We start from the raw sequence: 26022 nt of genomic DNA on the forward strand, positions 1-26022 counted from the left end.
TGCTGGGCCTGCAGCCAGCGTCCCCGCTCAGGCGTCCGCGGCGGCCCGATGTCGAAGCCGCCCGGCGACAACCGCCCCGATCACGCACAGGACGGATCCTCCGGCGTCCAATCCCGCCTGCGCCGGGCGGCGAAGCCGATGATGGCGGCCGACAGCAGATTCACGACGATCGCCAGGCGTGGCAGTGCGGCCTTCACCCAGCCGGTGAGCCGTCAGACGAGCGCGATCGTCAAGACCGTCAAGACCTTGCATGAAGCACGAAGCGGTCAACTGCCGGATCTAGGTTTAAAGTAGATGCGTCGCTCGGTCACGACGGCGTCGAGCGGGATATCCCAGGGGGCAGGCGCGATCGTCTCGATGCGCTGGCACTCGTGCGCAACGCCGATGAGTCGTGGTCGTCGCCAGAATCGGCGGCCCTTCAGATAGGCCAGGGTGCGGTCGTAGTAGCCGCCGCCCATGCCGATGCGATTGCAGGCGCTGTCGAATCCCACCAGCGGGACCAGGATCTGGTCGAGGTGGCGAGCGGGGCGGATGTGCCGGCCGCGCCGCGTGGGCTCGGGGATGCCGAAGCGATTGGGGCGCATCGTCTCGCCGGCGATCCAACGCACAAAGCGGAGTTTGACCCGGGATCGGCCCTCGATCCGTTTGCCCAAGACCGGGAGATAGACCGCTTTTCCGTCCGCTAGCGCGTCGTTCAGCACGGGGCGCGGATCGAGCTCGCCATCGGCCGGCCAATAGGCCGCAATCCGGCGGGCGCGCCGAAAGCGTATCTCGCGACGAAGCAGTCGAGCGACGAGACGCGAATGATTGCGTTGCGAGCGGCTGCTCAAGGCTCGGCGGCTTGCACGCAGCGCTCGGCGAAGGAGTTTTGGATGAGGCATTGCGGGAGTCAAAAAGGGGACATCCCCCGCCTGTGCCGTTGCAGACCTTTGTTCTTGAACCAAGAGGTTCAAGTGGGGACACTTGGTTCGGCTTCAGGCTTCCCGCTCGAAGGCGGACTTGCACAACAGCCTCACTTCCATGTCCCCAGGGCAGTGATTAGGCTCAAGAAATTACCCAGGCCACTGTCGGACACTGCAGGGGATGTCTTAGGCAGAAGGCTATACCCTTTCGCCTGACGCGTCCAGCGCCTGTTCGGCCGCCAGCGCTTTCGCGACGCGTTCCTGCAGGAGCACAAGCCGCGCGTCGATCTCGCCATTGGTCACGACGCGGGTTTTCCGAAGTTGAAACAGCTCATGGGCAATATTCAGAGCCGCCATCACGGCGATACGATCGGTGCCGATCACGCGTCCGGTCTTGCGGACCTCGCGCATCTTGCCGTCGAGAATCCGTGCCGATTCGCGCAGTCCCTGTTCCTCGTCCGGTGCGCAGGCGATTCGGTAGTCCTTGTCGAGGATCCTGATGCTGACCTGAATCGGCTCGTCGCTCATAGACTCTCCTCCATCGCGCGCAGACGCGACAACATGGCCTCGACTCGACTGCGTGCCTGCTCGGTCTTTTCGATCAGCTCGCCGCGCTCGCCGACCAGCGTCTCTTGGCGAGCTCGCAGGGATTTGTTTTCGTCGCGCAGGCGCTGATTCAGGCGGATCAAGGTCTCCACCTGTTGTTCCAATTGGTCGAGGTCGAAATGTGCCAAAGTCCACGACTCCGTTGAAGTTCGTCGCACTATAGAAGGGGTGCGGAGGGCGGTCAATCGCGCGAAAGCGCGTGGTATTATCGCATGGTTGCCGGGCTTTTGATCCTCCGGCACCCATCCCCGTTTCCGCCCTATCCCCGAGAGGAGGTCGCCACGAATATCGACGACGATCGGCTTGCCCGTTATCTGGCGGCGGGCGCGCTTTGCGCGACGCCCAGCGAGGCCCACGGCATCCTCTGCGGCCTGATGTGCGGCGGCGATGCGAACCCCGAGGCCACTTGGCTGCGCCAGCTCCGGCCCGAGTCCGATGCGGGCGATCTGCCGATCGAGGAGGGGCTCGAGGCCCTGTCGGCGTTGGCCCGCCTGACGCGCGAGGAGCTCGAGGCGTCCGAGTTCGCACTCACGCTGTTTTTGCCCGATGACACACGCCCCCTTGCAGAACGGGCGACGGCGCTCTATGACTGGGTGCGCGGGTTCCTCTACGCTTGGGGAACACTCGACCATACAGGTGCGGAGCCCTCGCCGGAGACCCGCGAGATCCTAGGTGATTTTACCGACGTGACCCGCATGGATCTCGACGGACTCGACGACGACGAGCAAAACGAAGAGGCATTGACCGAAGTGAGCGAATTCATCCGGGTTGCGGCGATGACGATCTACCAGGAGCGCGTTGTTGCTCGCGCGCCCTCGTCCGAGTCATGACGGCGGCCGAATACAAGCGACGCCGTCGTGCCCTGGCCAGCGCGATCGGCCCGAACGGCATCGCGATCCTTCCGGCCGCGCGCGAGGTCGTGCGCAATCGCGATGCCCACTACCCGTTTCGCCAGAACAGCGATTTCGTCTATCTAACGGGCTTTTCCGAACCCGATGCCTTCGCCGTGATTGCGCCGAAGCGCAAAGACGGCGAGTACGTGCTCTTTTGTCGGCCTCGCGATCCGGAGCGCGAGCAGTGGGACGGCCGGCGCGCGGGCGTAGAAGGCGCGACTGCGGATTTCGGAGCCGATCAGGCGTATCCGCTGAGCGAGCTCGATACCATCATGCCGACCCTGATCGACGGGCGCGAGCGCCTGTATTTTGCGATCGGGGTCGATGCGGCGCTCGATGCGCAGGTCATGGGTTGGGTCAACCGCGTTCGGGCCAACGTGCGCGCCGGCGCCGGCGCGCCCGAGACCTTCGTGACCATCGAGTCGGTCCTGCACGAGATGCGGCTGCGCAAGAGCCCTGCCGAGATCAAACAGATGCGCCGAGCCGCGGAGATCTCCGCCGCCGCCCACCGGCGGCTGATGCAGATCTGCGAGCCCGGCATGAACGAGTCCCGGCTCGAGGCCGAGTTTCATCACCTCTGCGCCGTCTCGGGTGCGCGCGATCAGGCGTACTCCCCGATCGTCGGCGGCGGCGCCAACGGCTGCATCCTGCACTACGTGGAAAACAACGCCCGCCTGAACGACGGCGAGCTGCTGCTGATCGACGCCGGCTGCGAGCTGGACTGCTACGCCGCCGACATCACGCGCACCTTCCCCATCAACGGGCGCTTCAGCCCGGAGCAGAAGGCCCTGTACGAGATCGTGCTGGACGCNNACGGCTACGCCTCCGACATCACCCGGACCTTTCCCGTGAACGGACGCTTCAGCGCGGCCCAGCGCGAGCTCTACGAGCTGGTGCTCGAGGCGCAGGTCGCGGCGATCGGCAAGGCCAAGCCGGGCAATCTGTGGAACGAGCCGCACGACGAGGCGGTCAAGGTCTTGACCAAGGGCCTGATCCATCTCGGCCTGCTCAAGGGTAAGCTCGCCGAGCTGATCAAGGAGGAAGCACACAAGCCTTACTACATGCACCGCACGGGGCATTGGCTGGGGATGGATGTCCACGACGTCGGAAGCTACAAGCAGAAGGGCGCATGGCGACCCTTCGAGCCCGGGATGGTGTTGACGGTGGAGCCCGGACTCTATTTAACCGACTCGGATGCGATCCCGGAGCCTTATCGACGCATCGGGATCCGCATCGAGGACGATGTCCTGATCACGGAGTCGGGCAACGAGATCATCTCGGCCGCGGCACCGAAGGATCCCGATGCGATCGAATCCCTCATGGCGGGCGATTAAACCGCGCCCGGCGCGGTATGCGATGTTTTTTTGGGTGGGATCGGCCCCGGCAGGCTTGACGACCGTTGGAGCTTGCGCGGTTTAAGAGATTAAAAAAGATATCATTTTAAGTCGCGTCTGCGCTTAGGATTATGGATGCACCCAACGCCGAGTTCGGTCGCAAGCGAGCACCTCGCCCTGGACGCGGTTTAACAGGCAAGCAAACCATGCACGAATACGACCTGGTGATTATCGGTGGAGGCCTGGTGGGCGGCAGCCTGGCCTGCGCCCTGTCCGGCTGCGGTCTGCGGATCGCGGTCGTTGAGGCGGTGTCGGCCTCCGCCGAGCACCAGCCGAGCTACGACGAGCGCGTCATTGCCTTGTCTTGGGGCAGTCGCCGGATCCTCGAAGCGATCGGCGTCTGGCCGGACATCGCCCCCGAGGCAGAGCCGATTCGGCAGGTCCATGTCTCCGATCGCGGGCATTGCGGGTTCACACGGCTCGGTCCGGACGATGCGGGTGTGGAGGCACTCGGTTACGTCGCCCCGGCGCGCGTGATGGGGGCTGCCATACGCACCGCACTCGCCGTGTCTCCCGATGTCGAGCTGCTCTGCCCGGCACGACTCTCGGAGCACCGCATCGTGGCCGACCGGGTCGAGCTCGAGGCGCGCCTCGGGGAGGAGCGGCTACGTCTGAGCACCCCTTTGCTGGTGGCGGCCGACGGAGGCGACTCTGCGGTGCGCCGACAGCTCGATCTCGAGACCCGAGACGAGCGCTACGAGCAGGACGCCGTCATTACGACGGTCTCGCCCGATCGCCCGCGCACCGGTGTGGCCTTCGAGCGCTTCACCGCCACGGGGCCCTTGGCCTTGCTGCCGATGACCGGCGGGCGCTACTCCGTCGTCTGGACCTGTCGTCGCGACGAGACAAGCGACTTGCTGGCGCTCTCGGACGAGGCATTTCTCGGCCGTCTCCAGGCGCGCTTCGGCTACCGACTCGGACGCTTTCTCCAAGTCGGCCCGCGTCGCGCCTATCCCCTGAAGCTGGTGCTTACGCGCAACCCGGTGCAGCCGCGTGTCGTGCTGATCGGCAACGCGGCACACACGCTCCATCCGGTGGCGGGCCAAGGTTTCAACCTCGGTCTGCGCGACGTCGCCGCCCTCGCCGAGGTCATCGCCCAAAGCGCCCGCGCGGGTGCTGATCTCGGTGGTCCGGCGGCACTCTCGGACTATCGGGCCTGGCGCGGGTCGGATCAGCCGAGCACCGCACGACTGACCGACCTGCTTGCCCGCCTCTTCGTCAACCCCTGGACGCCGCTGCGGCTCGCACGCAATGCGGCCATGCTGGGTTTGGATCTCGTCCCCCCGGCGCGCCACCGCGTGGCGCAGCGGTTCATGGGCGTGGGCGGGCGCTTGCCACGTCTCGCCTGCGGGGTCCCTTTGGAGAAGGTCGATGCACGAAACTGAGTCCATGTCGTCACGCATTCCGGACATGACGGCGTCGCAGGGGCCTCTGTACGACCTGCTCGTGGTCGGCGGCGGAATGGTCGGCGCCGCACTCGCCCGCGCCTGTTCCGGCAAGGGGCTGCGGATCGCGGTCATCGAGACCCGTGCGCCGCAGCGCGATTGGCCGGCGGGGGAGATCGACCTGCGTGTCTCGGCCTTGAGTCGGGCGAGTCAGCGGATCCTCGCGCGTTTGGGCGCGTGGGAGCGCATCGCGGCGCTCGGCGCCAACCCCTATCGCAAGATGTGTGTGTGGGATGCACTCGGCGGCGGGAGCATCCATTTCGATGCCCAATCGCTCGGGGAGCCCGATCTCGGGCACATCGTCGAGAACCGGGTGATACAGCTCGCACTTTGGGAAGCCTTGGAGTCCTCGCCCGACATCCGGCTCGTCTGCCCGGCATCCATCGTCGAGATCGATCGCGCGGAGACCGCGTCGCGGGTGGTGCTCGGTGACGGGCAGGTCATCGCGGGTCGGCTGCTGGTCGCCGCGGACGGGCGCGATTCGCTGGTGCGCGAGCTCTCGGGTATCGAAACCGAAGGCCGGGATTACGACCAGCGTGCAATCGTCGCCAACGTCCTGCCGCAGGAGTGGCATCAAGAGACCGCTTGGCAGCGCTTCCTGCCGACCGGGCCGCTGGCTCTGCTGCCCTTGGCCGACGGGCGCTGCTCGATCGTGTGGTCCGCCACCGACGAACGTGCCGCCGAGCTGCTGGCGATGAGCGATGCCGCCTTTTCGGCGGCCCTCACCGATGCCTCCGAAGCACGGCTCGGCGCACTCGTCGTGGAAGGGCCGCGCGCGGCCTTTCCGCTTCGACTCCAGCATGCCAAGCAGTACGTCCTGCCGGGATTGGCCCTCGTCGGCGACGCCGCCCACGCGGTCCATCCGCTCGCCGGACAGGGTGTGAACCTGGGGTTTCTCGACGCCGCCGAGCTGGCCGCGGCAATCGATCTTGCGCTGAATCGTGGACGCGATATCGCGGGCCTCTGGGCACTGCGTCATTACGAACGGGCGCGCCGCGGCGACAACACCGCTATGCTCGCCGCGATGGATCTGATCAAACGGACCTTCAGCAACGAAGTGCCGCCGATCGCTGCAGTGCGCAGCCTCGGGTTGACCCTCACCGACCGAATCGGCCCGATCAAGTCACTCTTCATGGAGCGTGCGCTCGGGTTGGGGAGCGATCTGCCGCCGCTTGCGCGCCCGCTCTGACCCGTGGCCGCGCGACACGCCTATCGGTATCGCATCTCTCGGATGCGCGCGCTTCGAAAGCCGCACGCTAGACTTGACTTAATCCATCGGTTTTCTTGTTGTTTAAGCCGCGTCAGGCACGACATTGCGAGTTGCGTGGCGCTGCGTATCCCACAAGGCCCAGGTGCTGCACGAGACGCGGCTTACTCGGCATGCTTTTTCCGCTCCGATCGCTTACCCTTTGCAGTGCTGGCACCGCCTGATCATCCCTGCCGAGATTTTCGTTTTGGCGGCCGATCCGGTGCCGGTTCTTCTGCAAACACTCTAAACAGATGGGAACCGGCGTCGAGGAACACGACGACCTTGCCGAGTGTGCCGTCGCCCAGCTCCGCGCGCAGGCCGAGGATGTCGCCGAGCAGCGCGGGAATCTGTCTGCCTGCAAGCGCCGAACGCACACCGGGAACCCACTCACTGCATCGTCGGGCAATCGCACCGATACCTCACGACAAGCACCTAGAGACAAGGGGACAGACATGACAGCCAAGAATGCCTTTTACGCACAATCCGGCGGCGTCACCGCCGTCATCAACGCCTCGGCGTGCGGCGTGATCGAAACCGCGCGGCTTCACTCGGTGCGGATCGGCAAGGTTTACGCCGGACGCAACGGCATCATCGGGGCCCTGACCGAGGACCTGATCGACACCGGTCGCGAGTCCGACGAGGCGATTGCCGCGCTGCGCTACACGCCCTCGGGCGCGTTCGGCTCCTGCCGCTACAAGTTAAAGAGCCTGGAGGCCAACAAGCGCGAGTACGAGCGTCTGATCGAGGTCTTCAAGGCCCACGAGATCGGCTACTTCTTCTACAACGGCGGCGGCGATTCAGCCGATACCTGCTACAAGATCTCCCAGCTCTCCGAGACCATGGGCTATCCGGTCCAGGCCATTCACGTCCCCAAAACGGTCGACAACGATCTGCCGATCACCGACAACTGCCCGGGCTTCGGCTCGGTCGCCAAGTACATCGCCACATCGACCCTGGAGGCCTCGTTCGACGTGCGCTCCATGGCCAAGACCTCGACCAAGATCTTCGTGCTCGAGGTGATGGGTCGCCATGCCGGCTGGATCGCTGCAGCGGGCGGCTTGGTGGAGGATCACGGCATCCCGGTGATGATCCTGTTTCCCGAGATCGAGTTCGACCAGGAGCGCTTCCTCGCCGCGGTCCGGAAGAAGGTCGAGCAGCACGGTTACTGCACCATCGTGGTCTCCGAGGGCGCGAAATATCCCGACGGGCGTTTCCTCGCCGAGCAGGGCACGCGCGATGCCTTCGGTCATGCCCAGCTGGGCGGGGCGGCGCCGGTCGTGGCCAATATGATCAAGGATGCCACCGGCTACAAGTTCCATTGGGCGGTCGCCGATTATCTGCAGCGCGCGGCCCGTCATCTGGCCTCCAAGACGGACGTCGAACAGGCTTATGCGATGGGTCGGGCCGCGGTCCAATTTGCCCTGGAGGGGCACAACGCCATCATGCCGACGATCAAGCGCGTCAGTCAGGACCCCTATCGCTGGGAGGTCGGCGAGGCGCCGCTGTCGCAGGTCGCCAACGTCGAGAAGTTCATGCCGCGTGAATTCATCTCCGAGGACGGTTTCGGGATCACGCCGGTCTGCAAGGAGTATCTGATCCCGCTGATCCAGGGCGAGGACTATCCGCCCTTCGAGAAGGGGCTGCCCAAGTACGTCACGCTCAAGAACGTGGCGGTCGAGAAGCGGCTGCCGGCGTTCGAGATCTAAGGGGCTCGGAACGAGCCAGCCGCCAGCCGCCAGCCGCCAGCTTTTACCTGCTCGTCCTCAGCTATTAGCTATCTGCAGGAAGCAGGAGGCCGGAGGCAGGAGGCAGGATCCGCTCAACGATCGAATGCTCCTCGATCTCGGGCGCACCCCGGCTGCGGCTCAATCCGCGCACGATCATTGGGATTTCCCGGCATCCGATGGGCTACAATCGGGATCATTCAACCCGACATCGCCAACGCGACCCGCCGTGTATCGGCGATCCGGTTGTGTCTCGGCGATCCCATCCGTACCACAGAGGCTGACCCATGGATCCAAAGCGAGTCCCGCGCGGCGATAATATTCCGAGCGAAATCAACGTCATTATCGAGATACCCTCGCATGCCGAGCCGGTCAAGTACGAGATGGACAAGGCGACCGGCGCCATGTTCGTGGATCGCTTCATGTCCACGGCGATGCATTATCCCTGCAACTATGGCTATGTGCCGAACACCTTGTCCGCGGACGGCGACCCGGTCGACGTCATCGTGGTCACGCCCTATCCGCTCATCTCTGGCTCCGTCATCAAGTGCCGTCCGATCGGCGTACTCAAGATGACCGACGAGTCCGGAGATGATGCCAAGATTCTGGCGCTTCCGATCGACAAGCTCTTCAAGGGCTACCGCGAGATCGAGAGTTTCCGCGACATGCCGGCCCATCTGCTCGACCAGATTTCACATTTCTTTGAGCATTACAAAGATTTGGATGAGGGGAAGTGGGTCCGTGTCATGGGCTGGGGCGGCCGTGAAGAAGCGCGCGAGGAGATCATGGCCAGCGTGAGAATGTTCGAAGAGGCACCGGAGAAGCCGGCGTTCTGATGCGACCGTCGCTCGCCTCGCCTCGGGGCGAGCGCTCGACAAGGCGTCTCGGTCGGGCCATTCACCGGGATTCGCGTCGTCGACCCATGTCGGTGACTTTGCCGACCCTTCACGCCCTCCACTCCGCGGATCGCAGATGCCGTTGACACATTTCGACGAGACGGGTGCGGCCCATATGGTGGACGTGGGCGAGAAGGCCGTCACCAAACGCCGTGCCGTTGCGGAGGGGAGCATCCGGACGGAGCCTTCCACGCTTGCACTGATTCTGAGCGGCGAGCACCGCAAGGGCGATGTGCTCGGCGTTGCGCGGATCGCAGGGATCATGGGTGCCAAGCGCACCGCCGATCTGGTGCCCTTGTGTCATCCGCTGAGTCTGACCCGGGTTGCCGTCGAGCTGGAGCCGCGCGCCGAGACCTCGAGCGTCTATTGTTCCGCCACCGTCGAGACCATAGGTTCCACCGGGGTCGAAATGGAGGCGCTTTGCGCGGTACAGATCAGTCTCTTGACCATCTACGACATGTGCAAAGCGGTGGATCGGGGCATGAGTATCGAAGGTGTGCGATTGCTCGAAAAGGAGGGAGGGCGGTCCGGCCTTTGGGTCCGGGGCCTGGCGTCTGCCGGTGACTGCGATCCGGATGCGGGCGATCACTGTATAGATGATCCCGCTCGAGTTGACTCGGACGCGGACGTCGCATCAGGTAGAACGCGATGACTCAATTCGTGGACTGGTCCGCCGCGCTCAGCGTCGGCATCGACGAGATCGACGCCCAGCATCAGGCTCTGATCGACCTGATCAACCAGGTGCAGGACGCCGTTGCCGGGGGGCTCGATCGGGAGCGACAGCTCGATGCGCTCGGCAGGCTCGCCGAGTTCACCAAGATCCATTTCGCCGTCGAGGAGAGCCTGATGCGCATCTTCGGCTACCCGGATTACGAGCGCCACAAGGCTCAGCATGAAGGGCTGATCCGCAGCATGCTGGATCTGCAGCGTCGCCTCGACATGGATCGCGCACCGCTTGACGATGGCCTGATGCGGCACCTCAAGCATTGGCTGCTCGATCACATCCTGCAAAGCGATCAGGATTACAGTCGATTCTTTCTCGCCGCAGGCGCCCTGCCGCGACACCAAAAGCTGTCCCGGGCGACTCGTATGTGGGACCACTTACACTTCTGCGGCTCCAAGTGTTGGAGCTAAACCGCGACCGGTCCCGGCTGACGATGAATTCATTCTACCAACGTGCTCGTTTCCTGACGGCTGCCGCGCGGGTCGAGCAATGTCCCGCGGACGAGGGTCGCGAGGTCGCGTTCGCGGGGCGCTCGAATGCCGGAAAATCCAGCGCAATCAATGCGCTTTGCCATCAGAATGCGCTCGCCCGCACGAGCAAGACACCCGGCCGAACGCAGCAGCTCATCTTTTTCGAGCTGGACGAGGCGCGTCGCTTGGTCGATCTCCCCGGCTACGGATATGCCAAGGTTCCGGATACGGTCAAGCGCGACTGGCAGCAGCACATGGCGGCCTATCTCGAGCAGCGTCGCTCACTCGGCGGTCTCGTCGTCGTCATGGATATCCGCCATCCGCTCGCCGAGTTCGATCGCCAGATGCTTCACTGGGGCGGGCGGGCGGATCTGCCGATGCTCGTTTTGCTCACCAAGGCGGACAAGCTCAAAACGGGTGCGGCCCGTGCAACTCAGCATGCGGTCGAGCAGGCCGTCTCGGGTATGGTGGGGCAGGTCGAGGTGATGCTGTTCTCCGCCTTGAAGCGCCAAGGCGTGGCGGCCGCTCAGCGATTACTCGATGTCTGGCTCCAGGTGGGGGCCGTGATCGAGCCTGCGGATCCGTCGGAGACTCGGACAAGCGCCTGACGCCGAAGCGGGCCGACGGCGCCGACCGGACTGCGCCGGCGCTCCGTCAACCCGCGGCTGTGTCCTCCGATATCAGTAGCCCATGCCCTGCGGCCGCCCCTGGTCGTAGCCGGGTGCGCCGTAACCGGGTGCATCGTAATCGGGCATCATGGGCGGATGCCCCATGCCTGCGCGCCCTGGATAAGGCATGCCGCCGGGATAACCGCCCTGCGGGCCGTAACCGTATCCATAGCCCTCGCGCTCATACCCACCATATTGCGGCGGCATACGCGGCATCTCGGGCATCGGAGGAGGGCTTCCGAACAGTGCGCGGGCCGCCTCGATCTGCTCCTCGCTCATTGCCTCGACCGTCTTGCGATACGTCTCGAATCGCTCCTCCATCTCCTTGCGACGCGCCTCGGCCTCGGCCCAGGGCGGCGTCTCGGGCATCTCGACTCCGCGTTCCGCAGCATCGGCCCGCATTTGCTGCCAATGCGCATCGCGCATCGCGCGGCGTTCTTCGGGGGTCATGGAGCGCATCTGCTCGCGCATCTCTTGGCGTTGTCGGCGCATCGCTTCCATGTCCTCGGGCGACATGCCGCGACGCTCGGGCATCGGCGGCCGATCGGTCGACTCCCACGGCGGCATCTCGGGGAGCGCAAGGCCGATCTCGGCGGCACGAGCACGAAGCTCTTCGTAATGCTTCTCCCGTTCCGCCATCATGGCGGCGCGACGTTCTTCGGCCTTGGCTCGGGCCGCCTCGCCGGGTGTGGACGCATCGCTCGAGGCATCGGCAGGCGCATTGGTCGGCGCAGCGGCCGGCGCCGGAGCGGGAGCCGGAGCTGCTTCGTTCGTTGGCTCGGCCGGCGTTTGGCTCGCTTCCGTTGCCTGCGGATCGGCGAACGCGCCTTGGCCGATGACGAGCGCCAGTGTTGCCGCCGAGACGAGCGGGATCATGCGAGACGTGTCGGGCATGGAGGTACTCCTCGAAGTGGTGATCGTCAGGGAAATTCGGCGGATCCGTTGCCTTCGGCTCGGTGTCGCTTGACCGGTTAGGCGTGGCCGAGCCCATCTCCATAAACCTGCACCGGTTGCCGCCGTGCCCGCCTGGAATCAACATGTGTCTGCTTTTGCGGAGCAGGTCGATGCCCCGAGACGAACGCCGACAGCGCCGCCGAGCTTAACCGATCCGTGACCCGGAGGGACAGCCCCATCCGGAATGCGATCGGCCCGATCGAGCCGATCGGGGATCCTTTTCGGCCATCCATCGGCATCTTGCACCGACGCACGCCACGCACCGGCTCCCCGGGTTAGGATTGGGTGGTGCGGGTTGAGGAAGCCCGAAATCGACGCGAGGACCCTGTATGCAGATCGGCGACTTGATGAACATGAGCGGTGTGGCGTTCGGCACCAGCGGTGCCCGCGGGCTGGCGCAGGCGATGACCGATCGGGTGTGCTATGCCTACACGGCCGGGTTTCTCGGCCATCTTCGCGCGAGCGGCATGCTCGCACCGGATGCCGAGGTCGGCTTGGGCGGTGATCTGAGGCCGAGCACAAGCAGGATCCTCGTCGCCTGCGCCCGGGCGGCGCTGGATCTGGGTTGCCGACCGCGCTATCTCGGGCGTATCCCGAGTCCGGCGGTTGCCGCCTGGGGGCTGGCGCGCGGCGCTCCGAGCCTGATGGTGACCGGCAGCCACATCCCGGACGACCGCAACGGCATCAAGTTCAATCTGCCGACGGGCGAGATCCTCAAGCGCGACGAGGAGGGCATTCGCGCGCAACCGCTCCAAGTTGCCGAGGCGCTCTTCGATACGGCCGGTGCCTTCGTGGATGACCAGTCCGCTGCGCTGCCGAAGGAGGATCCGCTCGCTTATACCGACTACCTCGCTCGCTATCTGGACTTCTTCCCGTCGGGCTGTCTGGATGGTCTGCACGTCGGTGTCTACGAGCACTCCAGCGTCGCTCGGGGCGCTTACGTCGCGGTGCTGGAAGGACTCGGCGCATGCGTGACGCGACTGGGATTCTCGGAGATCTTTGTCCCTGTCGATACCGAAGCAATTCGCCCCGAAGACGTCGCGCTCGCGCGCGATTGGGCCGCGACGGGGCGTTTCGACGCACTGGTTTCCGCCGACGGGGACGGCGATCGTCCGCTGATCGGCGACGAGTCCGGAGACTGGCTGCGCGGGGACATCGCCGGGATCCTGTGCGCACGTCAACTCGGCGCCCGCGGTGTGGTGACACCCGTGAGCAGCAACACGGCGGTCGAGCGTTCGGGTTGGTTCGAGACGGTGCTGCGCACCCGGATCGGATCGCCCTTCGTCATCGAAGGGATGCAGGATCTCGTCGACCGAGGCATGGACCGGGTGGTCGGCTACGAGGCGAACGGCGGCTTTCTACTCGCGACCCATATCGAGCAGGACGGCCGAATCCTGTCGGCCCTGCCGACCCGCGATGCCGTCTTGGTTGCGCTCGCCATCCTGCGTTCCTCCGTCGAGCAGGGAAAACCCGTGTCGGCCCTGTCCGCCGATCTCCCGCGCCGCTTCACGTGGAGCGATCGTCTAAAGGATTTCCCGACCGAGATCGCTCGGGCGCGTCTTGCCGAGATCCATCTGGGCGATCCCGTCCGGGATCGAGCCGCTGCGCAGGCCGTTTTCGGCGCCGCTTTCGGGCCGGTCGCCGATCTGGATATCACCGACGGTCTCAGGATCACCTTCGTCAGCGGCGAGATCGCGCACCTGCGCCCGTCGGGCAATGCGCCGGAGCTGCGCGCCTATACCGAGGCGGACAGCCCGGAGCGTGCGGAAGAGATGAATCGGATCTGCATGGAGATCCTCTCCCGCTGGCGTGCTTAAACCGCGTTCGGCACGACCTGGAATCGTTGGCGTGTCGGCGCAGCCTCGCAGCGGCCAAGAACCGTCGACGCGACGCGGTTTAAGGAATTTTGGACAGGATTCAAAAATAGCCGATAGCCGTAGGAGGGGTTTCGCTGACGCTCTACCCATCCTACGCGTGAATCAAGATGTTCCTTTCTTCTGCAGCGTCTCTTGGATTGTCCTTTCCTTAAACCGCGTCAGGGATAAGGCATTTGGGGTCGTCGAGGGTGCCGCTTTCAGGCCGACATCGATTTGGACCGTCGGACGCGGTTTAAGCCGCGTTGAGCTCGTCGATCAGCGCCCCCGGGTCCGTGTCGTCGAGACGGGCGTAGAGCGTGGCGGTGCGGCGTTTCAGGTCCAGCGTATCGGCCTCCAGTACGACCTCTTTGACATCCAGGATGGCGCCCGGCTGCATGCTGAATTCGCGTAGCCCCATACCGAGCAGCAGACGGGTGAAGCGCGGATCGCCCGCCATCTCGCCGCACATGCTGACCGGTCGGTTCAACTCGCACGCCGCCTCGATGGTCATGCGGACCAGGCGCAGGATGGCCGGGTGGGTCGCATCGAAAAGATAGTTGACGCTGTTGTCGAGACGGTCGATCGCGAGCGTGTATTGGATGAGGTCGTTGGTGCCGATCGACAGAAAATCCAGGCGCCGCGCGAGCGCGCGCGCGCAAAGTGCCGCAGCGGGAACCTCGATCATGGCGCCGATCGGCAGGTTCGGGTCGTAATTCAGCCCGTCACGGTCGAGCTGAGTCTTGAGCTGCCGGATCAGCGCGAGAACCGTATCGACCTCGTGGACGTTGGAGACGAGCGGCAGCATCAGACGGATCGGGCCGATCGCGGAGGCGCGCAGGATCGCACGCAGCTGGGGTCGGAAGAGGTCGGGCTCCTTCAGGCAGAGTCGGATCGCGCGCAGTCCGAGCGCCGGGTTCGAGACCCCGGGACCCGGCTCGAGCAGTGTATCGACGCGCTTGTCGACCCCCAGATCCAAGGTGCGGATGGTTACGGGGATCCCGCCGAGCCCGGCGACGATCTCGGCGTAGCTCGCCAGATGCTCCTCCTCGTCGGGGAGATCCCGGCGATTCATGTAGAGGAACTCGGTGCGATAGAGACCGACTCCGCTGGCCCCGTTGGCCTTTGCAAGCGCCACGTCTTCGGAGAGTTCGAGATTCGCGAGGAGACCGATCTCGACCCCGTCGCGCGTGACCGAGGCGCGTCCGACCAGACCGCGCAGACGGACCTGACGGGCCTCTGCCGCACGCAGGCGGTCCCGGAAAAACGCCAGGGTCAGGGCGTCGGCATCGGCCAGCACGGTGCCGGTCTCGCCGTCGACCAGGATGAGCTCGCCCTGACGCAGATAGCGGGTGATGTTGTGGACGCCCATCACGGCGGGTACCCCCAGGCTGCGCGCCAGGATGGCCGTGTGGGACATGGGGCCGCCGAACTCGGTCACGAATGCGACCGCACCGCGATGGCGCAGTAGGATCGCATCCGCGGGTGCGAGGTCGCGCGCCACCACGACCCTGCCCTCGAGATCCCGCGTCGATGGCTCGCTTTGCTCGATTGCGCCCTGCAGGAAGGTTTGAATCTGCTGGACGACATGCTCGACGTCGTCGCGGCGGGTACGCAGATAGGGGTCGTCCATCTCGTCGAAGACCCGCACCAGGGTGTCGCGTTGGCGCTGCAGTGCCCACTCGGCATTGCAGAGCTGCTCGGCAACGATGCGGCGCACCTCCTCGACCAAGGCGGCGTCCTCGAGCATCAGAAGGTGCGTGTCGATGAACTCGGCGATGTTGAGTGGCGTGTGATGCGGGATCTGGTCGCGCACCGCCTTCAGGGCCTGGCGGGCCGCCATGACGGCCAAGTCGAGTCGCTCGATCTCGGCGGCGACCTGGTCCGCCGCGATGTCGGATTGCGACACGGTAAGGCCGCCGCGCCCGTCTACGAAGGCGGGCCCGAGTGCGAGCGAGCGACTGGTGGAGATGCCGATCCCCTGAAAGGCGGTGGTCATTCCGACTCTCCGAAGCGATCGCCGATCAAGGCCTCGATCGCCGCCATGGCGGCATCCTCGTCCTCGCCGGATGCCTCGACCGTGATCCGAGTGCCCTGGCTCGCGGCCAGCATCATCACGCCCATGNNGGTAGCGCGGCACGTCGATCATCCGCGACTCGAGCACCACCGCGCGGCCGACGACGATGCCGCCGCCGATGCCGGTGCCGTGCAGACTGAACATCGCGCGCCGGGTCAGCGGCCCGCGGGGCCGGAAGGCGGGACGGTGTCGGGGGCGCACACCCCCTCCCCGAATCCCGATCCGATCAGCGCCGCGAGCGCGGCGACCGCCGCGTCCTCGTCGGGGCCCTCGGCCTCGATGACGAGCGTCACGCCCCGCGCGGCGGCGAGCATCATCACGCCCATGATGCTCTTGCCGTTGACGCTTTGACCGCGTCGCTCGATCTCCACATGGCTCGCGAATCGCCCGGCGCATTGCACGAGCTTGGCCGCCGCACGGGCATGCAGACCCAGCTTGTTGGGGATCTCGATCTCTTTGCGAATCATGTGCGGTCGTCTCGTCGCGAGCAGAGCAAGACGCCGTCGCGCCCGCCCTGCAGCGCCTTCTCGGTCACGGCATCCAGGTCGAGCGAGGCATAGGTCAGGGCACGCAACAACATGGGTAGATTCAGTCCTGCGATGACCCTCGACCGCTCGTGGATCGCGAGCAGCGAGACCGCGACATTCGCCGGTGTGGATCCGTAAAGATCGGTCAGGATCAGGACACCCTCGCCCGTATCCAAGCGCTCCAGGCGTTTGGCGGCTTCCGCCATCACGACCTCGCAGGGCACATCGTTGACAACCTCCATTGCCTCGACCCCGGGCGGGCGTGCGCCGAGAATCGCAGTCGCGACCCGCAGCAGATCCGCGCCGCACGGCTGATGGGTCATCATCAGGATGCCGACGCTCAAGGCAGATCCCGATGCCGGACCATCACCTGATGGCCGTCGGCCTCGAAATGACGCCGCAGTGATTCGGTCATATAAACCGAGCGGTGCTGACCGCCCGTGCAGCCGATCGCAATCGTGAGATAGCTGCGACCGTCGGTCTCGAAGTCGGGGATCCAGCGATCGAAAAACCCCTCGATATCGGCGCGCATTCGGCCAAAGGCTTCGGCGGAATCTAGAAATTCCATCACGGGCCGATCGCGTCCGGTCAAGCGTCGCAGCTCGGGTTGCCAATGCGGATTGGGCAGGCTGCGCAGGTCGAAGACGAAGTCCACATCGTGCGGAACGCCGTGCTTGAAGCCGAAGGACTGCAGCAGGATAGACGCCTTCGGCGAGGCGCCGCCGACCAGACGGCTGCGCACCAGATCGCGCAGCTCGTGGACATTGGTCTGGGTGGTGTCGATACGGATGTCGGCGCAGCTTCGGATCGGCTCGAGGAGTCGGCGCTCGAGCGCGATCGCCTCGGGCAGCGAGCGGTCGCCGCGGGTCAAGGGGTGCTTGCGACGGGTCTCGCTGAAGCGCTTGATCAGGGTTTCGGTTTGTGCATCGAGAAAGAGGACATCGCAGCCGATGCCGCGCTCGCGCGCCGAGCGAACCAGCTCGGGAAGGTGTCGGAGTTCGTCCGGGCCGCTGCTCGGACTGGTGCGCGCGTCGATTCCGACCGCGATCATGGTGAAGGCGTCGTCGAGCCCTTCATGCAGTCCGAGGGCGAGATCCTGCAGCAGGAAGAGCGGCAGGTTGTCGATGCAGTAGAAGCCCACGTCTTCGAGTGTATGGAGCGCGACGCTCTTGCCCGAGCCGGAGAGGCCGCTGAGGATGACGAGCCTCATCGGCTTGCCGACGTTCGGCGGCCGTTCGCGCGTCTGCTCCTCTGCCGGTGGTTGTGTCATGACGGTGATCTCGGCGGGTCGGGCCGGTCGATGCTGATGGCACGCGCCTGGCGGTCGACGAAGTCGACGCCGGCATCGTAGCCGCGGATGCGCAGAATCTGGTGTCGCACGGCGGCCTCCACCAGGATCGCCAGATTGCGGCCGGGTGCGACCGGCATCGTGATCTTGGGGACGGCGACCCCGAGGATGTTGTGCACCGAAAGGCTGCCGCTGAGCCGGTCGATACACTCGAGTTGTTGTTTGTCGAGCGGCTGAAGATCGATGATCAGGTTCAAGGTCTTGCTGCGCACGACGGCGCCTTCTCCGAACATGGCGCGGATATTGAGAATCCCCAGGCCGCGGACCTCGAGAAAATCGCGCAGCGCTTCGGGGCAGGTGCCCTCCAATGTCTCCGGGGCAATACGTGCGAAACGGGGCGCGTCGTCGGCGATGAGCCGATGGCCGCGCGCGATCAGATCGAGCGCCAGCTCGCTCTTGCCGACGGCCGGATCGCCGACCAGGAGAACGCCCATGCCCAGGACCTCGATGAAGACCCCGTGCACCGTCCGGCGCTCGGCGAGCGCATGGGTGAGGAAATAACGCAGATGATTGATCAGCTCCTCGTCGCCGAGGGAGGAGCCGAGCAGCGGCGTGCGTGTTTGCTCGGCGGCCTCGCGGAAGGCGGGCTCCGGGTCGATGCCGTCGGAGAAGATGACGGCGGTCGGATGATCCGAGAAGAGCTTCTCCACGGTCTCGCCGAAGGCGGTCCGGCCCAGATCCGCCAGGTAGAGCAGCTCGGCGTGTCCGATGACCTGCAGACGATTGGGGTGGATGCAGTTCAGGGAGCCGATCAGCGACTGCCGCGAGCGTCCCGGATCCTCGCCGCGCAAGGGGCGCGGGGTCGCCGGCTCGGGCGTGAGCCAGCGCAGCTTGAGCCGCGGCCCGGTCTGCGAGATCAGAGATTGAAGGGTTTCGATCATCGCCGGCGGCCGCGCTCGAGTGCTAGGTCGCTTTCAAAAGGTCCAGAATGGCCGTAGGCGAGCCCGCATCGCGCAAGCGCGCGCGGGTTGTCGACTCGCTGAAGCGACTTGCCAAATGGGCGAGCAGTTGGAGGTGCTCCTCGGTCGCGGTCTCCGGAACCAGGAGCGCGAAGGCCAGATCGACCGGCTCGCCGTCGGCTGCGTCGTAATCCACCCCCCGCGCGGTTTGCACGAAAGCCCCGATGACCTGAGAGACCTCCTTGATCCGCGCATGGGGCAGGGCCACACCGTGACCGAGCCCGGTGCTGCCGAGACGTTCGCGCTCCAGGAGACGCTCGAAGACGCCCTCCTTGCTCAAACGCGGGTGATCGTTGGCGAGCAGCTCGGCAAGGGTTTCGAGTAAACGCTTCTTGCTGGAAATCTCGAGCCCCTGACCGATCCGGGCCTCGTTGATCAGATCGGGGCTGAGCATCGGTATCGGCTCCCGTGCGCTGCAGGCGCGCTGCGCTGCAGCTGGCTCTTGGATCGATGCCCGCGCAACGACGGCGGGCGAGGGTGTGTGGTCATGGATCCTGAATATCCTCGGATGTCTGGCCGCGGCCGGTGGTCCCGCATACCGGCCTCGTACCCGATCCCGTTCATTGAATGCCTCCGAAGGGGCAAGAGTGCTCCATCGGAGGTTTTCGCGGCGTTTGCGCGCCGCGCCGAGTGCGTCAGCTCTGATCCGACTCTTCGACCTCGCTGACCTTCGGGCCCGCGGCGCGATGATCGCTCTTTTTCTCCTTGTGGCGAAGCACCTGGCGATCGAGCTTATCGATCAGCCCGTCGATCGCGGCATACATGTCCTCGTGGACCGAATCGGCAAAGACCTTGCTGCCGTTGATATGCAGTGTGGCTTCCGCCTTTTGGGCAAGCTTCTCGACGCTCAGAATGACGTGAGCGTTGATGACGTGGTCGAAGTGCCGCGCAAGGCGCTCGAACTTCGTGTCGACGTAGCCTTTCAGCGCATCGGTGACGTCGATGTGATGACCCGTCAGGTTGATCTGCATCTTGTGACTCCTCATGGTTCAAACGGCCTGTCAGTCCAGGCGCTTGCGCTCGTTCGAGGGTGGAACCCCCATGGCCTCGCGGTACTTGGCGACGGTTCGCCGCGCGACATTGATCCCCTGATCGGCGAGCTCCAAGGCGATCTTGCTGTCGCTCAAGGGCTTTCTTGCGGACTCGCCGGCGATCAGCTTGCGGATCAGGGCACGAATGGCGGTCGACGAGCATTCGCCGCCGGAAGCGGTGTTGACGTGCGAGGAAAAGAAATACTTGAACTCGAAGGTCCCTCGCGGCGTGTGCATGTATTTCTGCGTGGTCACTCGAGATACGGTCGACTCGTGAAGCTCCAATGCCTCGGCGACATCGCGCAGCACCATCGGCTTCATCGCCTCGTCCCCGTGCTCGAAGAACTCCTGCTGCATCTCGACGATCTTCGCGCCGACACGCAGCACCGTGTCGTTGCGGCTGGCCAGGCTCTTGATGAACCAGCGTGCCTCCTGCAAATGGCTCTTCAAGGTGACGCCGTCCGCGCTTTGATCGGCGCGTCGGATCAGGCGCGCGTAGTCGGCGTTTACTCTGAGTTTAGGCGTCGAATCTGGATTTAGCTCGACCGACCATCGGCCTTCGCGTTTGCGCACGAAGATATCCGGGACGACATACTCGGGCGGTGTGCCGGCGATCAGGCTGCCGGGGCGGGGATTGAGCCGACGAATCAGTGCCAGCGCACCTGCGACGGTCTCCTCGGATTCCTTCAGCTGTCGCACCAGCGAGGCGATGTCGCGTTTGGCCAGATACTCGAACCCGTCGCGGCAGACCGCCGTCGCGGCGCTTCGCCAAGGCGTTTGGGGGGGCAGCTGACTGAGCTGGATCAGCAGGCATTCCGGGAGGTTGCGGGCACCGACGCCCGGCGGGTCGAAGGACTGAATGCGGTGAACGACCGCCTCGACCTCCTCTGCACTGATTTCGGGATAGTCGATGGTCAGAAGCAGCTCGTCGACATCGATGCGCAGATAGCCGTCGGCGTCGATCGAATCGATGACCGCTTGGGCGATCATGTTGTCGCGCTCGCTCAACCTGCAGAGGTTGAGCTGCCAGGCGAGATGGTCGAGCAGGGTCTGAGGGCGGCTTTGTTGGGCAAGGGGATCGTAATCCGAGCCGTCGTCCGAGCCGTGCGAGGTGCTCGGCAGGTGGGAGTCGAAGACGTCGGTCCAGAGCGTGTCGACCGGCAGCTCCTCGGGCATCTCGTTGGATTCGGCGTGGATCTCGCGGTCGACGGCTTGCTCGACCGAGACCCGCGGCGTTTCGATATCTTCGCTCTGGATCGTGCCCGATTGCTGCGCCTCGCCGGCGTTGAAGCGCTCGGCTTCATCGCCTTCCTCCAACATCAGATTGGTGTCCAGCGCCTCCTGAATCTCCTTCTGGAGCTCCAGTGTCGAGAGCTGCAACAGACGGATCGCCTGCTGCAACTGAGGCGTCATGGTCAGGTGTTGGCCGAGCCGAAGCTGGATGGATTGCTTCATGAATCGCGGATGCGCTTTTCGAGGTGTTCGCTCAGGTGGCCGCCATGGCAGGTGGCCACCGTGGCCAATGCTGCTCGATTCTAGCCGTCTCAGTCCGGTGAAGGCGTCATCAGCCGAGTCGGGATGTCATCTTACACCCAACATCCCGGAAAGAGCAGCCAACCGATGCGCGTTCCCATGTGAGTGCCGGTTCGCACCTACATGGAAAAATCCGCGCCGAGGTAGACATCGCGCACCTGCTGATCGGCCAACAGCTGCGCCGGCGTGCCTGCCGCGATCACGCATCCCGAGCTGATGATGTAGCCTCGGTCGCAGATATCGAGCGTCTCGCGCACGTTGTGATCCGTGATCAGCACGCCGATCCCGCGATCGCGCAGATGCGACACGATGGCCTTGATGTCTCCGACGGCGATGGGGTCGACGCCTGCGAAGGGCTCATCGAGCAGCATCACCAGGGGGTCGACTGCGAGCGCGCGCGCGATCTCCAGGCGCCGTCGCTCCCCGCCCGAGAGGCTCAGTGCGAGCGATCCGCCGACATGGGCGATTCCGAGCTCTTCGAGCAGGCGCTCGCAGCGCAGGTTCCGCTCGGCCCGGGACAGGTCGCCGCGCGCCTCCAGGATGGCGAGAATGTTGTCGCGCGCGCTGAGCTTGCGAAACACCGAGGGCTCCTGTGCCAGATAGCTCAGTCCGGCGCGTGCGCGCGCATGCATCGGCTTCAGGGTGATGTCCTGCCCGTTCAGCGCGATGCGGCCCTCGTCCGCCGGGATCAGGCCGACGATCAGATAGAAGCAGGTGGTCTTGCCCGCGCCGTTGGGCCCGAGCAGGCCCACGACCTCGCCGGCGCCCACGCTCACGCTCACATCGCGCAGGACCTGACGGCCGCGATAGCTCTTCTTCAAATGCTCCGCGCGCAGTGTCGTGGAGCCCGAGCCGAGGTCTGAGTCGGAAACCGCAACGAGATCGTTCATCCTAAACCGCGTCTCCGCCGAGGCTCTCGGGATCGTTCAAGTGTGGTCTCCGATCGAAGGTCATCGGTCGCCTCGTACGCGGTTTAGCCTCATTCCTCCTCCGGGGTGATGGTGATCTTGACCCGTCCGCTGCCCCCGGCACGGAAATGGGCGCGGGCGCGATCGTAGACGATACGCTCGCTCGCGACGCGGTCGGTCCCCTGAATCAGCAAGGCGTCCTCGATCAGGGTGAGCTCGTCCTTGTCGGCGTCGTATTCCATGCGCTTGGCGAAGGCCAGGACCTCGCCCTCGTCGTTGTCGAGGAGCTGTTTGAAGCTGGCGGGCGCGCCGAGTGCGATGATAAAGCGCGGGCGGCGGTCGTCGCGATGATAGACGGTCACATGATCGCCGAGGAGCCGCATGCTCCCTTGGTCGACCTGAACATTGCCGACATAGATGCTGGTGTTCTCCGCCTCCAGGACCTCGACATCGTCTGCTTCGATCAGGATGGGTTGGCTCGCATCCTCCTCGAGCGCCGCCGCCGGGGCGCACGCGAGGGCGATGATGCAGGTCAAGGTCGCGGTCAGGGCGATGCCCCGGCGCCGACGTTCGTCGAATCCTCTCTCGCTCATGGCTCCTCGATCTGCTCGGGTGCGATAAAGATATGTGCGCGTCCGTCGAACTGGGCACGTACGGGCTCGTCGTACCAGAGACGCATCCCGGTCGCGGTCAGCCGATCCAACGCGCTGGTGACTTGGACCGGTCGATCGGTCTCGGCGAAGGCCCGTTTGTGCCAGATGCGCATCAGCTCGGTCTCCATGCGGGTGGCGGGCCGACTCGCGTCGCCCTTGTGCTCGAGTTCCACTGCCCCCTCGAGCCGGACCTCTTCGCCGCCGGGCAAGACCAGGCCGCTGTCGGCGCGCGCGCGCCAGGGCTCGGCTGCGGTCTCGCCTTCGCGCTGATAGAGCGTCATACGCGGGCGATCCAGCTCCGAGACATCCTCCTCGACATACTGGCGCAGCTCGTCGGCGATCAGGCGCCGACTCGGCTTGCCCGTGTCGTCGGTCTCCATGGCCGTGAATCCGGCGACGACATAATCCGGGAGTCGCGCACGCTCGACCTCGGGTGCGACCGGCTCGGGTTCAGGTCGCAGCTGCCACCACCCCAACAGCCCGGAGGCTACGAAGAAGGCGGCGAGCATCCATTGACGTGCGGACCAGATCTGCAGGTCGTTGACCCGGAGACGTCCGCTCATGGCGTGCCGGCGATGATCCGCGCCCAGGTGCCCTGCGCTTCCATGATCAGCTCGCAGACCTCGCGCGCAGCCCCGCGACCGCCGCGCGCTTGGGTGCACAGATGGGCGTGGCCGCGCACCAGATGGTGCGCGTCGGCGACTGCGATGGCGAGCCCGACTCGGCGCATGATGGGCAGATCCACGAGGTCGTCTCCGACATAGGCGATGGCCTCGTCGTCCAGGGAGAGGTCGCGTTTGAGCGTCTCGTAGGCCGGGAGCTTGTCGCGGCAGCCTTGAAAGAGGTGCTCCACACCGAGACTCTTCATGCGCAGGCTGACCACCTGCGAGGTACGGCCCGTGATGATTCCGATCTGCACCCCGCTCTCCTGAAGCATCACCATGCCATGTCCGTCACGCGAGTTGAACGCCTTGTACTCCTGGCCGTCGTCGCCGAGATAGAGACTGCCGTCGGTCAGCACCCCGTCGACGTCGAAGATGACCAGGCGGGTCCGGGCGGCGCGTTCGAGGATGTCTTGCATCGGGTCGGTCCTCTTGGGTGTCGAGTCGGGGGGCAGGGGAGCCTCCGGATTCCAGCTTCCTGCCTCCAGCTATCCGCTTTCAGCTTCCGGGTGTCAACTTTTGGCTGGTGGCTTCCTCACATGACCCCGGCGCGCAGCAGATCGTGCATGTTCAGTGCGCCGACGGGTCGGCCGGTGTCGTCGATGACCAGCAGTGCGTTGATGGACCGCGACTCCATGAGGCGCAGTGCCTCGGCGGCGAGGGCGTCGGCCTTGATCGTGATGCAGTTGCGGGTCAGCACGGTGTCGATGGCGGTGCGATGGACATCGATCCCGCGGTCGAGCGCGCGGCGCAGATCGCCGTCGGTAAAGATCCCGGCAAGGCGGCCCTCGTTGTCGACCACGGCGCTCATGCCCAAGCCTTTGCGTGACATCTCTTCCAGGGTCGCGCGCAGGGTCGTGCCCAACGGGACCGACGGCAATTGCTCGTCGCGATGCATGACCTCGCCGACATGCAGCAACAGACGCCGTCCCAGACTGCCGGCCGGATGGGAGCGGGCGAAGTCCTCGGCAGTAAAGCCGCGGCTCTCGAGCAGGGCGATGGCCAGGGCATCGCCCATCACCAGGGTTGCGGTGGTGCTCGAGGTCGGGGCGAGGCCGAGCGGACAGGCCTCGCTTGCGACGCTCACGTCGAGATGGACGTCGCCCTCTCGCGCCAAGGTCGATTTGGGCTTGCCGGTCATGCTGATCAGCGGTACGCCGAGCCGCTTGAGCAAGGGCAGCAGCATCAACAGCTCGGTCGTTTCGCCCGAGTTGGATAGGGCCAGCACCACGTCGCGGGGCGTGATCATGCCGAGGTCGCCGTGGCTGGCCTCGCCCGGATGCACGAAGAAGGCGGGGCTGCCCGTGCTTGCCAGGGTCGCTGCGATCTTCCCGCCGATATGGCCGGACTTGCCCATCCCGAGGACCACGATGCGGCCCTCGCAGGCCAGCATAAAGCGGCACGCGGCCACGAAGTCGTCGTCGATCCGCTCCGCCAGGGCGGCGACCGCGCCGGCCTCGGTCTCGACGACGGCGCGCCCGAGCGCCTTGATCTTGGTCGATTCGCCAAGCGCGAGCTCAACCGGCGGGCTGCCGAGTCTGCGTGGATCTGTCATGCTGCTCCGAGGTCCTCCGTCGCGCCGCGTCCACATCCGCATCGGCGCGACGAGCTTGATTCGTTGGATCGGCGGGTCGGGTGGACGAGCGAGAGCGATGTCCACCGAGTCCTGCGCCGGCGTTGGCGGACTGCGCTGCGCTTGTCCGCCCGACGGGGCTTGTCCATCCGGTTGTCGTGCCCGGCAATGTGGCCGGTTCGATGAGCACGGACGCGCGATGCAAAATACACCAACGAGCGCCCCGGTGTCCCGCGGGGCGACCCCGGCATTGCACCGGCCCGACGTCGCACTGCGGTGCCTCGCCACCGGAAAATACGATCCAATCGGAGCCACGTCGAGACCATGAGTCGCATTCTCCCCGTCAGAACCGGATGGGATCCGTCGCCCGGCGACGCCGACTTCTATCCCGACGACCTCCCCGAGGATTGGCGGTTGACCTATTTCGCCAACGCGCTCGACGCCGTAGCGCTCGACGCCGATGTTTGGGAGCAGGCCGATGCGGCGCGCATCGCGCAATGGAGCCGCGATGTACCGGCATCCTTCGCATTTTATCTCCGCACTGATCCCGGCGCTGTGGCGGTCTCGGCGTCTGTCGGGGTGCAAACGCTTCTCGGCGAGCGTTTCGGCGGCTGGATCCTCTGCCCGGATCAAGGCGGCGAAGACGACCTTCCCGAGGCCGCATACGTGCTGCTCGGATCCGTGTCGGCCGCAGCGGGCTCGCGCGCTGCGGCCCTTGCGTGCGCGGTGCCCGCGGGGCTCGATACCGACCTGCGTGCGGCACGCCGCTGGCTGGAGGGGCTCGCCGCAGCCGCGCAAGGGCGACCGACGCTCGCCTTGATGGGTGGGGCGCGATTCGATGACGTGCGTCGCTGGCAGTCACTCGTGGCGTTGCTCGGTTTGGGTTGAGGATCCGGCAGTTGATGCGTTGATGCTCCGGCGGTTGACGCTCCGGGGCAAGCCCGCCAGAATGGCGTGTTTTCCACCCGCGCCG

30 protein-coding genes, 1 other RNA gene and 1 pseudogene are annotated in these 26022 nt (G+C 65.3%); 12 read left to right on the forward strand and 20 right to left on the reverse strand.

The annotated features are described in order from the left end of the window. Positions 1-48 precede the first annotated feature (48 nt). Complete coding sequence (locus B4N44_RS19440) at positions 49-294, forward strand: hypothetical protein (RefSeq protein ID WP_296704641.1); 246 nt, start codon at positions 49-51, stop codon at positions 292-294. Here the strand turns inward: B4N44_RS19440 and B4N44_RS19445 are convergent. The 4 genes from B4N44_RS19445 to B4N44_RS19460 all read right to left on the reverse strand — a co-directional run bounded on the left by B4N44_RS19445 (position 267) and on the right by B4N44_RS19460 (position 1636). Continuing rightward, a complete protein-coding gene (locus tag B4N44_RS19445) occupies positions 267-830 on the reverse strand; it encodes a 5-formyltetrahydrofolate cyclo-ligase (protein WP_296704645.1) in 564 nt (187 codons plus the stop codon). The two genes, B4N44_RS19440 and B4N44_RS19445, sit on opposite strands and share 28 nt — an antisense overlap. Positions 831-900: 70 nt before the next feature. Then, positions 901-1086, reverse strand: a non-coding RNA gene (gene ssrS / locus B4N44_RS19450) — 6S RNA. Positions 1087-1100: 14 nt separating this feature from the next. After that, positions 1101-1430 carry a cell division protein ZapA gene (locus B4N44_RS19455; protein ID WP_296704647.1) on the reverse strand — a complete coding sequence of 110 codons (330 nt, stop codon included), beginning with the start codon at positions 1428-1430 and terminating at the stop codon, positions 1101-1103. Then, positions 1427-1636, reverse strand: coding sequence for a TIGR02449 family protein (locus B4N44_RS19460; RefSeq protein ID WP_093032316.1), 210 nt, complete (start codon positions 1634-1636; stop codon positions 1427-1429). Before B4N44_RS19460 ends, B4N44_RS19455 begins: the two co-directional genes overlap by 4 nt. Before the next feature lie 84 nt (positions 1637-1720). On the opposite strand from B4N44_RS19460, the gene B4N44_RS19465 reads away from it, so the two are divergent. The 4 genes from B4N44_RS19465 to B4N44_RS19480 all read left to right on the forward strand — a co-directional run bounded on the left by B4N44_RS19465 (position 1721) and on the right by B4N44_RS19480 (position 6429). Beyond that, positions 1721-2338 carry a UPF0149 family protein gene (locus B4N44_RS19465; protein ID WP_296704653.1) on the forward strand — a complete coding sequence of 206 codons (618 nt, stop codon included), beginning with the start codon at positions 1721-1723 and terminating at the stop codon, positions 2336-2338. Beyond that, complete coding sequence (locus B4N44_RS19470; RefSeq protein ID WP_296704656.1) at positions 2335-3735, forward strand: aminopeptidase P N-terminal domain-containing protein; 1401 nt, start codon at positions 2335-2337, stop codon at positions 3733-3735. Before B4N44_RS19465 ends, B4N44_RS19470 begins: the two co-directional genes overlap by 4 nt. Positions 3736-3941: 206 nt before the next feature. Continuing rightward, positions 3942-5180 (forward strand): 2-octaprenyl-6-methoxyphenyl hydroxylase, encoded by a 1239-nt coding sequence (ubiH, locus tag B4N44_RS19475; RefSeq protein WP_296704658.1) that lies wholly within the window; start codon positions 3942-3944, stop codon positions 5178-5180. Between the two features lie 25 nt (positions 5181-5205). Beyond that, on the forward strand, positions 5206-6429 hold the full coding sequence (locus tag B4N44_RS19480) for a UbiH/UbiF/VisC/COQ6 family ubiquinone biosynthesis hydroxylase (RefSeq protein WP_296704781.1): 1224 nt from the start codon (positions 5206-5208) through the stop codon (positions 6427-6429). Positions 6430-6671: 242 nt separating this feature from the next. Here the strand turns inward: B4N44_RS19480 and B4N44_RS19485 are convergent, their stop codons facing one another. Beyond that, positions 6672-6863: a hypothetical protein gene (locus B4N44_RS19485; protein WP_296704661.1), complete on the reverse strand. Its 192-nt coding sequence runs from the start codon at positions 6861-6863 to the stop codon at positions 6672-6674. Between the two features lie 78 nt (positions 6864-6941). Here B4N44_RS19485 and B4N44_RS19490 point away from each other — a divergent pair, with 78 nt between their 5' ends. From B4N44_RS19490 to yihA, 5 genes are all read left to right on the forward strand, one after another. Continuing rightward, positions 6942-8195: a 6-phosphofructokinase gene (locus B4N44_RS19490; protein WP_296704663.1), complete on the forward strand. Its 1254-nt coding sequence runs from the start codon at positions 6942-6944 to the stop codon at positions 8193-8195. A 305-nt stretch (positions 8196-8500) separates the two neighbouring features. Then, positions 8501-9049 carry an inorganic diphosphatase gene (gene ppa, locus B4N44_RS19495; protein WP_120796295.1) on the forward strand — a complete coding sequence of 183 codons (549 nt, stop codon included), beginning with the start codon at positions 8501-8503 and terminating at the stop codon, positions 9047-9049. A 136-nt stretch (positions 9050-9185) separates the two neighbouring features. Then, positions 9186-9761 (forward strand): cyclic pyranopterin monophosphate synthase MoaC, encoded by a 576-nt coding sequence (gene moaC / locus B4N44_RS19500; protein ID WP_349681106.1) that lies wholly within the window; start codon positions 9186-9188, stop codon positions 9759-9761. Then, positions 9758-10243: a bacteriohemerythrin gene (locus tag B4N44_RS19505; RefSeq protein WP_296704669.1), complete on the forward strand. Its 486-nt coding sequence runs from the start codon at positions 9758-9760 to the stop codon at positions 10241-10243. The genes moaC and B4N44_RS19505 overlap by 4 nt, the downstream gene beginning before the upstream one ends. 23 nt (positions 10244-10266) lie before the next feature. Continuing rightward, on the forward strand, positions 10267-10911 hold the full coding sequence (gene yihA, locus B4N44_RS19510; protein WP_296704673.1) for a ribosome biogenesis GTP-binding protein YihA/YsxC: 645 nt from the start codon (positions 10267-10269) through the stop codon (positions 10909-10911). Between the two features lie 72 nt (positions 10912-10983). Here the strand turns inward: yihA and B4N44_RS19515 are convergent, their stop codons facing one another. Next, a complete protein-coding gene (locus B4N44_RS19515) occupies positions 10984-11865 on the reverse strand; it encodes a hypothetical protein (protein WP_296704676.1) in 882 nt (293 codons plus the stop codon). Between the two features lie 389 nt (positions 11866-12254). On the opposite strand from B4N44_RS19515, the gene B4N44_RS19520 reads away from it, so the two are divergent. Continuing rightward, on the forward strand, positions 12255-13742 hold the full coding sequence (locus B4N44_RS19520) for a phosphomannomutase (RefSeq protein ID WP_296704680.1): 1488 nt from the start codon (positions 12255-12257) through the stop codon (positions 13740-13742). 292 nt (positions 13743-14034) lie between these two features. Here the strand turns inward: B4N44_RS19520 and ptsP are convergent, their stop codons facing one another. The 14 genes and pseudogenes from ptsP to B4N44_RS19590 all read right to left on the reverse strand — a co-directional run bounded on the left by ptsP (position 14035) and on the right by B4N44_RS19590 (position 25031). Continuing rightward, entirely contained in the window at positions 14035-15777 is a 1743-nt protein-coding gene (gene ptsP, locus B4N44_RS19525) for a phosphoenolpyruvate--protein phosphotransferase (RefSeq protein ID WP_296704684.1), read from the reverse strand. Continuing rightward, positions 15774-15902, reverse strand: a pseudogene (locus B4N44_RS19530) (HPr family phosphocarrier protein); the annotation flags it as partial. The pseudogene B4N44_RS19530 and the gene ptsP, both read right to left, overlap by 4 nt. A gap of 108 nt (positions 15903-16010) precedes the next feature. Continuing rightward, the gene (locus tag B4N44_RS19535; protein ID WP_296704686.1) at positions 16011-16322 is read right to left on the reverse strand and encodes an HPr family phosphocarrier protein; all 312 of its coding nucleotides are present in this window, start codon (positions 16320-16322) and stop codon (positions 16011-16013) included. After that, entirely contained in the window at positions 16319-16726 is a 408-nt protein-coding gene (locus B4N44_RS19540; protein WP_296704689.1) for a PTS sugar transporter subunit IIA, read from the reverse strand. The genes B4N44_RS19535 and B4N44_RS19540 overlap by 4 nt, the downstream gene beginning before the upstream one ends. Then, positions 16723-17592, reverse strand: coding sequence for an RNase adapter RapZ (gene rapZ / locus B4N44_RS19545; RefSeq protein ID WP_296704785.1), 870 nt, complete (start codon positions 17590-17592; stop codon positions 16723-16725). Before rapZ ends, B4N44_RS19540 begins: the two co-directional genes overlap by 4 nt. A 56-nt stretch (positions 17593-17648) precedes the next feature. Further along, positions 17649-18611 (reverse strand): HPr(Ser) kinase/phosphatase, encoded by a 963-nt coding sequence (gene hprK / locus B4N44_RS19550; protein ID WP_296704692.1) that lies wholly within the window; start codon positions 18609-18611, stop codon positions 17649-17651. Positions 18612-18633: 22 nt separating this feature from the next. Continuing rightward, entirely contained in the window at positions 18634-19083 is a 450-nt protein-coding gene (locus tag B4N44_RS19555) for a PTS sugar transporter subunit IIA (RefSeq protein WP_296704695.1), read from the reverse strand. A 241-nt stretch (positions 19084-19324) separates the two neighbouring features. Then, positions 19325-19660 carry a ribosome hibernation-promoting factor, HPF/YfiA family gene (gene hpf / locus B4N44_RS19560; protein WP_296704697.1) on the reverse strand — a complete coding sequence of 112 codons (336 nt, stop codon included), beginning with the start codon at positions 19658-19660 and terminating at the stop codon, positions 19325-19327. A gap of 30 nt (positions 19661-19690) precedes the next feature. After that, positions 19691-21175, reverse strand: coding sequence for an RNA polymerase factor sigma-54 (locus B4N44_RS19565; RefSeq protein WP_296704700.1), 1485 nt, complete (start codon positions 21173-21175; stop codon positions 19691-19693). A 197-nt stretch (positions 21176-21372) separates the two neighbouring features. Beyond that, positions 21373-22143 carry an LPS export ABC transporter ATP-binding protein gene (gene lptB, locus B4N44_RS19570; RefSeq protein WP_296704703.1) on the reverse strand — a complete coding sequence of 257 codons (771 nt, stop codon included), beginning with the start codon at positions 22141-22143 and terminating at the stop codon, positions 21373-21375. 89 nt (positions 22144-22232) lie between these two features. Further along, positions 22233-22754: a lipopolysaccharide transport periplasmic protein LptA gene (gene lptA, locus B4N44_RS19575; RefSeq protein WP_296704706.1), complete on the reverse strand. Its 522-nt coding sequence runs from the start codon at positions 22752-22754 to the stop codon at positions 22233-22235. Continuing rightward, a complete protein-coding gene (lptC, locus tag B4N44_RS19580; RefSeq protein WP_296704708.1) occupies positions 22751-23377 on the reverse strand; it encodes an LPS export ABC transporter periplasmic protein LptC in 627 nt (208 codons plus the stop codon). Before lptC ends, lptA begins: the two co-directional genes overlap by 4 nt. After that, complete coding sequence (gene kdsC, locus B4N44_RS19585) at positions 23374-23895, reverse strand: 3-deoxy-manno-octulosonate-8-phosphatase KdsC (protein WP_296704711.1); 522 nt, start codon at positions 23893-23895, stop codon at positions 23374-23376. Before kdsC ends, lptC begins: the two co-directional genes overlap by 4 nt. Before the next feature lie 116 nt (positions 23896-24011). Further along, a complete protein-coding gene (locus B4N44_RS19590) occupies positions 24012-25031 on the reverse strand; it encodes a KpsF/GutQ family sugar-phosphate isomerase (protein ID WP_296704714.1) in 1020 nt (339 codons plus the stop codon). 342 nt (positions 25032-25373) lie between these two features. Between B4N44_RS19590 and B4N44_RS19595 the strand changes: the two genes are divergently transcribed. Next, positions 25374-25937 (forward strand): hypothetical protein, encoded by a 564-nt coding sequence (locus B4N44_RS19595; protein WP_296704716.1) that lies wholly within the window; start codon positions 25374-25376, stop codon positions 25935-25937. Positions 25938-26022 lie beyond the last annotated feature (85 nt).

Origin of the sequence: Thiocapsa sp. UBA6158, from assembly GCF_002423035.1 — a bacterium.
Classification (GTDB): Bacteria; Pseudomonadota; Gammaproteobacteria; order Chromatiales; family Chromatiaceae; genus Thiocapsa.

Excerpts from the sequence above, each read along its gene's own strand:
- moaC (WP_349681106.1), top strand. The coding sequence starts at position 9,186 with ATGCCGTTGACACATTTCGACGAGACGGGTGCGGCCCATATGGTGGAC.
- B4N44_RS19565 (WP_296704700.1), bottom strand. The coding sequence starts at position 21,175 with ATGAAGCAATCCATCCAGCTTCGGCTCGGCCAACACCTGACCATGACG.
- B4N44_RS19535 (WP_296704686.1), bottom strand. The coding sequence starts at position 16,322 with ATGATTCGCAAAGAGATCGAGATCCCCAACAAGCTGGGTCTGCATGCC.
- B4N44_RS19455 (WP_296704647.1), bottom strand. The coding sequence starts at position 1,430 with ATGAGCGACGAGCCGATTCAGGTCAGCATCAGGATCCTCGACAAGGAC.
- hpf (WP_296704697.1), bottom strand. The coding sequence starts at position 19,660 with ATGCAGATCAACCTGACGGGTCATCACATCGACGTCACCGATGCGCTG.
- kdsC (WP_296704711.1), bottom strand. The coding sequence starts at position 23,895 with ATGCAAGACATCCTCGAACGCGCCGCCCGGACCCGCCTGGTCATCTTC.
- lptC (WP_296704708.1), bottom strand. The coding sequence starts at position 23,377 with ATGAGCGGACGTCTCCGGGTCAACGACCTGCAGATCTGGTCCGCACGT.
- B4N44_RS19520 (WP_296704680.1), top strand. The coding sequence starts at position 12,255 with ATGCAGATCGGCGACTTGATGAACATGAGCGGTGTGGCGTTCGGCACC.
- yihA (WP_296704673.1), top strand. The coding sequence starts at position 10,267 with ATGAATTCATTCTACCAACGTGCTCGTTTCCTGACGGCTGCCGCGCGG.
- B4N44_RS19595 (WP_296704716.1), top strand. The coding sequence starts at position 25,374 with ATGAGTCGCATTCTCCCCGTCAGAACCGGATGGGATCCGTCGCCCGGC.
- B4N44_RS19515 (WP_296704676.1), bottom strand. The coding sequence starts at position 11,865 with ATGCCCGACACGTCTCGCATGATCCCGCTCGTCTCGGCGGCAACACTG.
- B4N44_RS19505 (WP_296704669.1), top strand. The coding sequence starts at position 9,758 with ATGACTCAATTCGTGGACTGGTCCGCCGCGCTCAGCGTCGGCATCGAC.
- B4N44_RS19555 (WP_296704695.1), bottom strand. The coding sequence starts at position 19,083 with ATGCTCAGCCCCGATCTGATCAACGAGGCCCGGATCGGTCAGGGGCTC.
- B4N44_RS19590 (WP_296704714.1), bottom strand. The coding sequence starts at position 25,031 with ATGACAGATCCACGCAGACTCGGCAGCCCGCCGGTTGAGCTCGCGCTT.
- ptsP (WP_296704684.1), bottom strand. The coding sequence starts at position 15,777 with ATGACCACCGCCTTTCAGGGGATCGGCATCTCCACCAGTCGCTCGCTC.
- B4N44_RS19480 (WP_296704781.1), top strand. The coding sequence starts at position 5,206 with ATGACGGCGTCGCAGGGGCCTCTGTACGACCTGCTCGTGGTCGGCGGC.
- hprK (WP_296704692.1), bottom strand. The coding sequence starts at position 18,611 with ATGATCGAAACCCTTCAATCTCTGATCTCGCAGACCGGGCCGCGGCTC.
- B4N44_RS19440 (WP_296704641.1), top strand. The coding sequence starts at position 49 with ATGTCGAAGCCGCCCGGCGACAACCGCCCCGATCACGCACAGGACGGA.
- rapZ (WP_296704785.1), bottom strand. The coding sequence starts at position 17,592 with ATGAGGCTCGTCATCCTCAGCGGCCTCTCCGGCTCGGGCAAGAGCGTC.
- ubiH (WP_296704658.1), top strand. The coding sequence starts at position 3,942 with ATGCACGAATACGACCTGGTGATTATCGGTGGAGGCCTGGTGGGCGGC.
- B4N44_RS19465 (WP_296704653.1), top strand. The coding sequence starts at position 1,721 with ATGGTTGCCGGGCTTTTGATCCTCCGGCACCCATCCCCGTTTCCGCCC.
- lptA (WP_296704706.1), bottom strand. The coding sequence starts at position 22,754 with ATGAGCGAGAGAGGATTCGACGAACGTCGGCGCCGGGGCATCGCCCTG.
- ppa (WP_120796295.1), top strand. The coding sequence starts at position 8,501 with ATGGATCCAAAGCGAGTCCCGCGCGGCGATAATATTCCGAGCGAAATC.
- lptB (WP_296704703.1), bottom strand. The coding sequence starts at position 22,143 with ATGAACGATCTCGTTGCGGTTTCCGACTCAGACCTCGGCTCGGGCTCC.
- B4N44_RS19490 (WP_296704663.1), top strand. The coding sequence starts at position 6,942 with ATGACAGCCAAGAATGCCTTTTACGCACAATCCGGCGGCGTCACCGCC.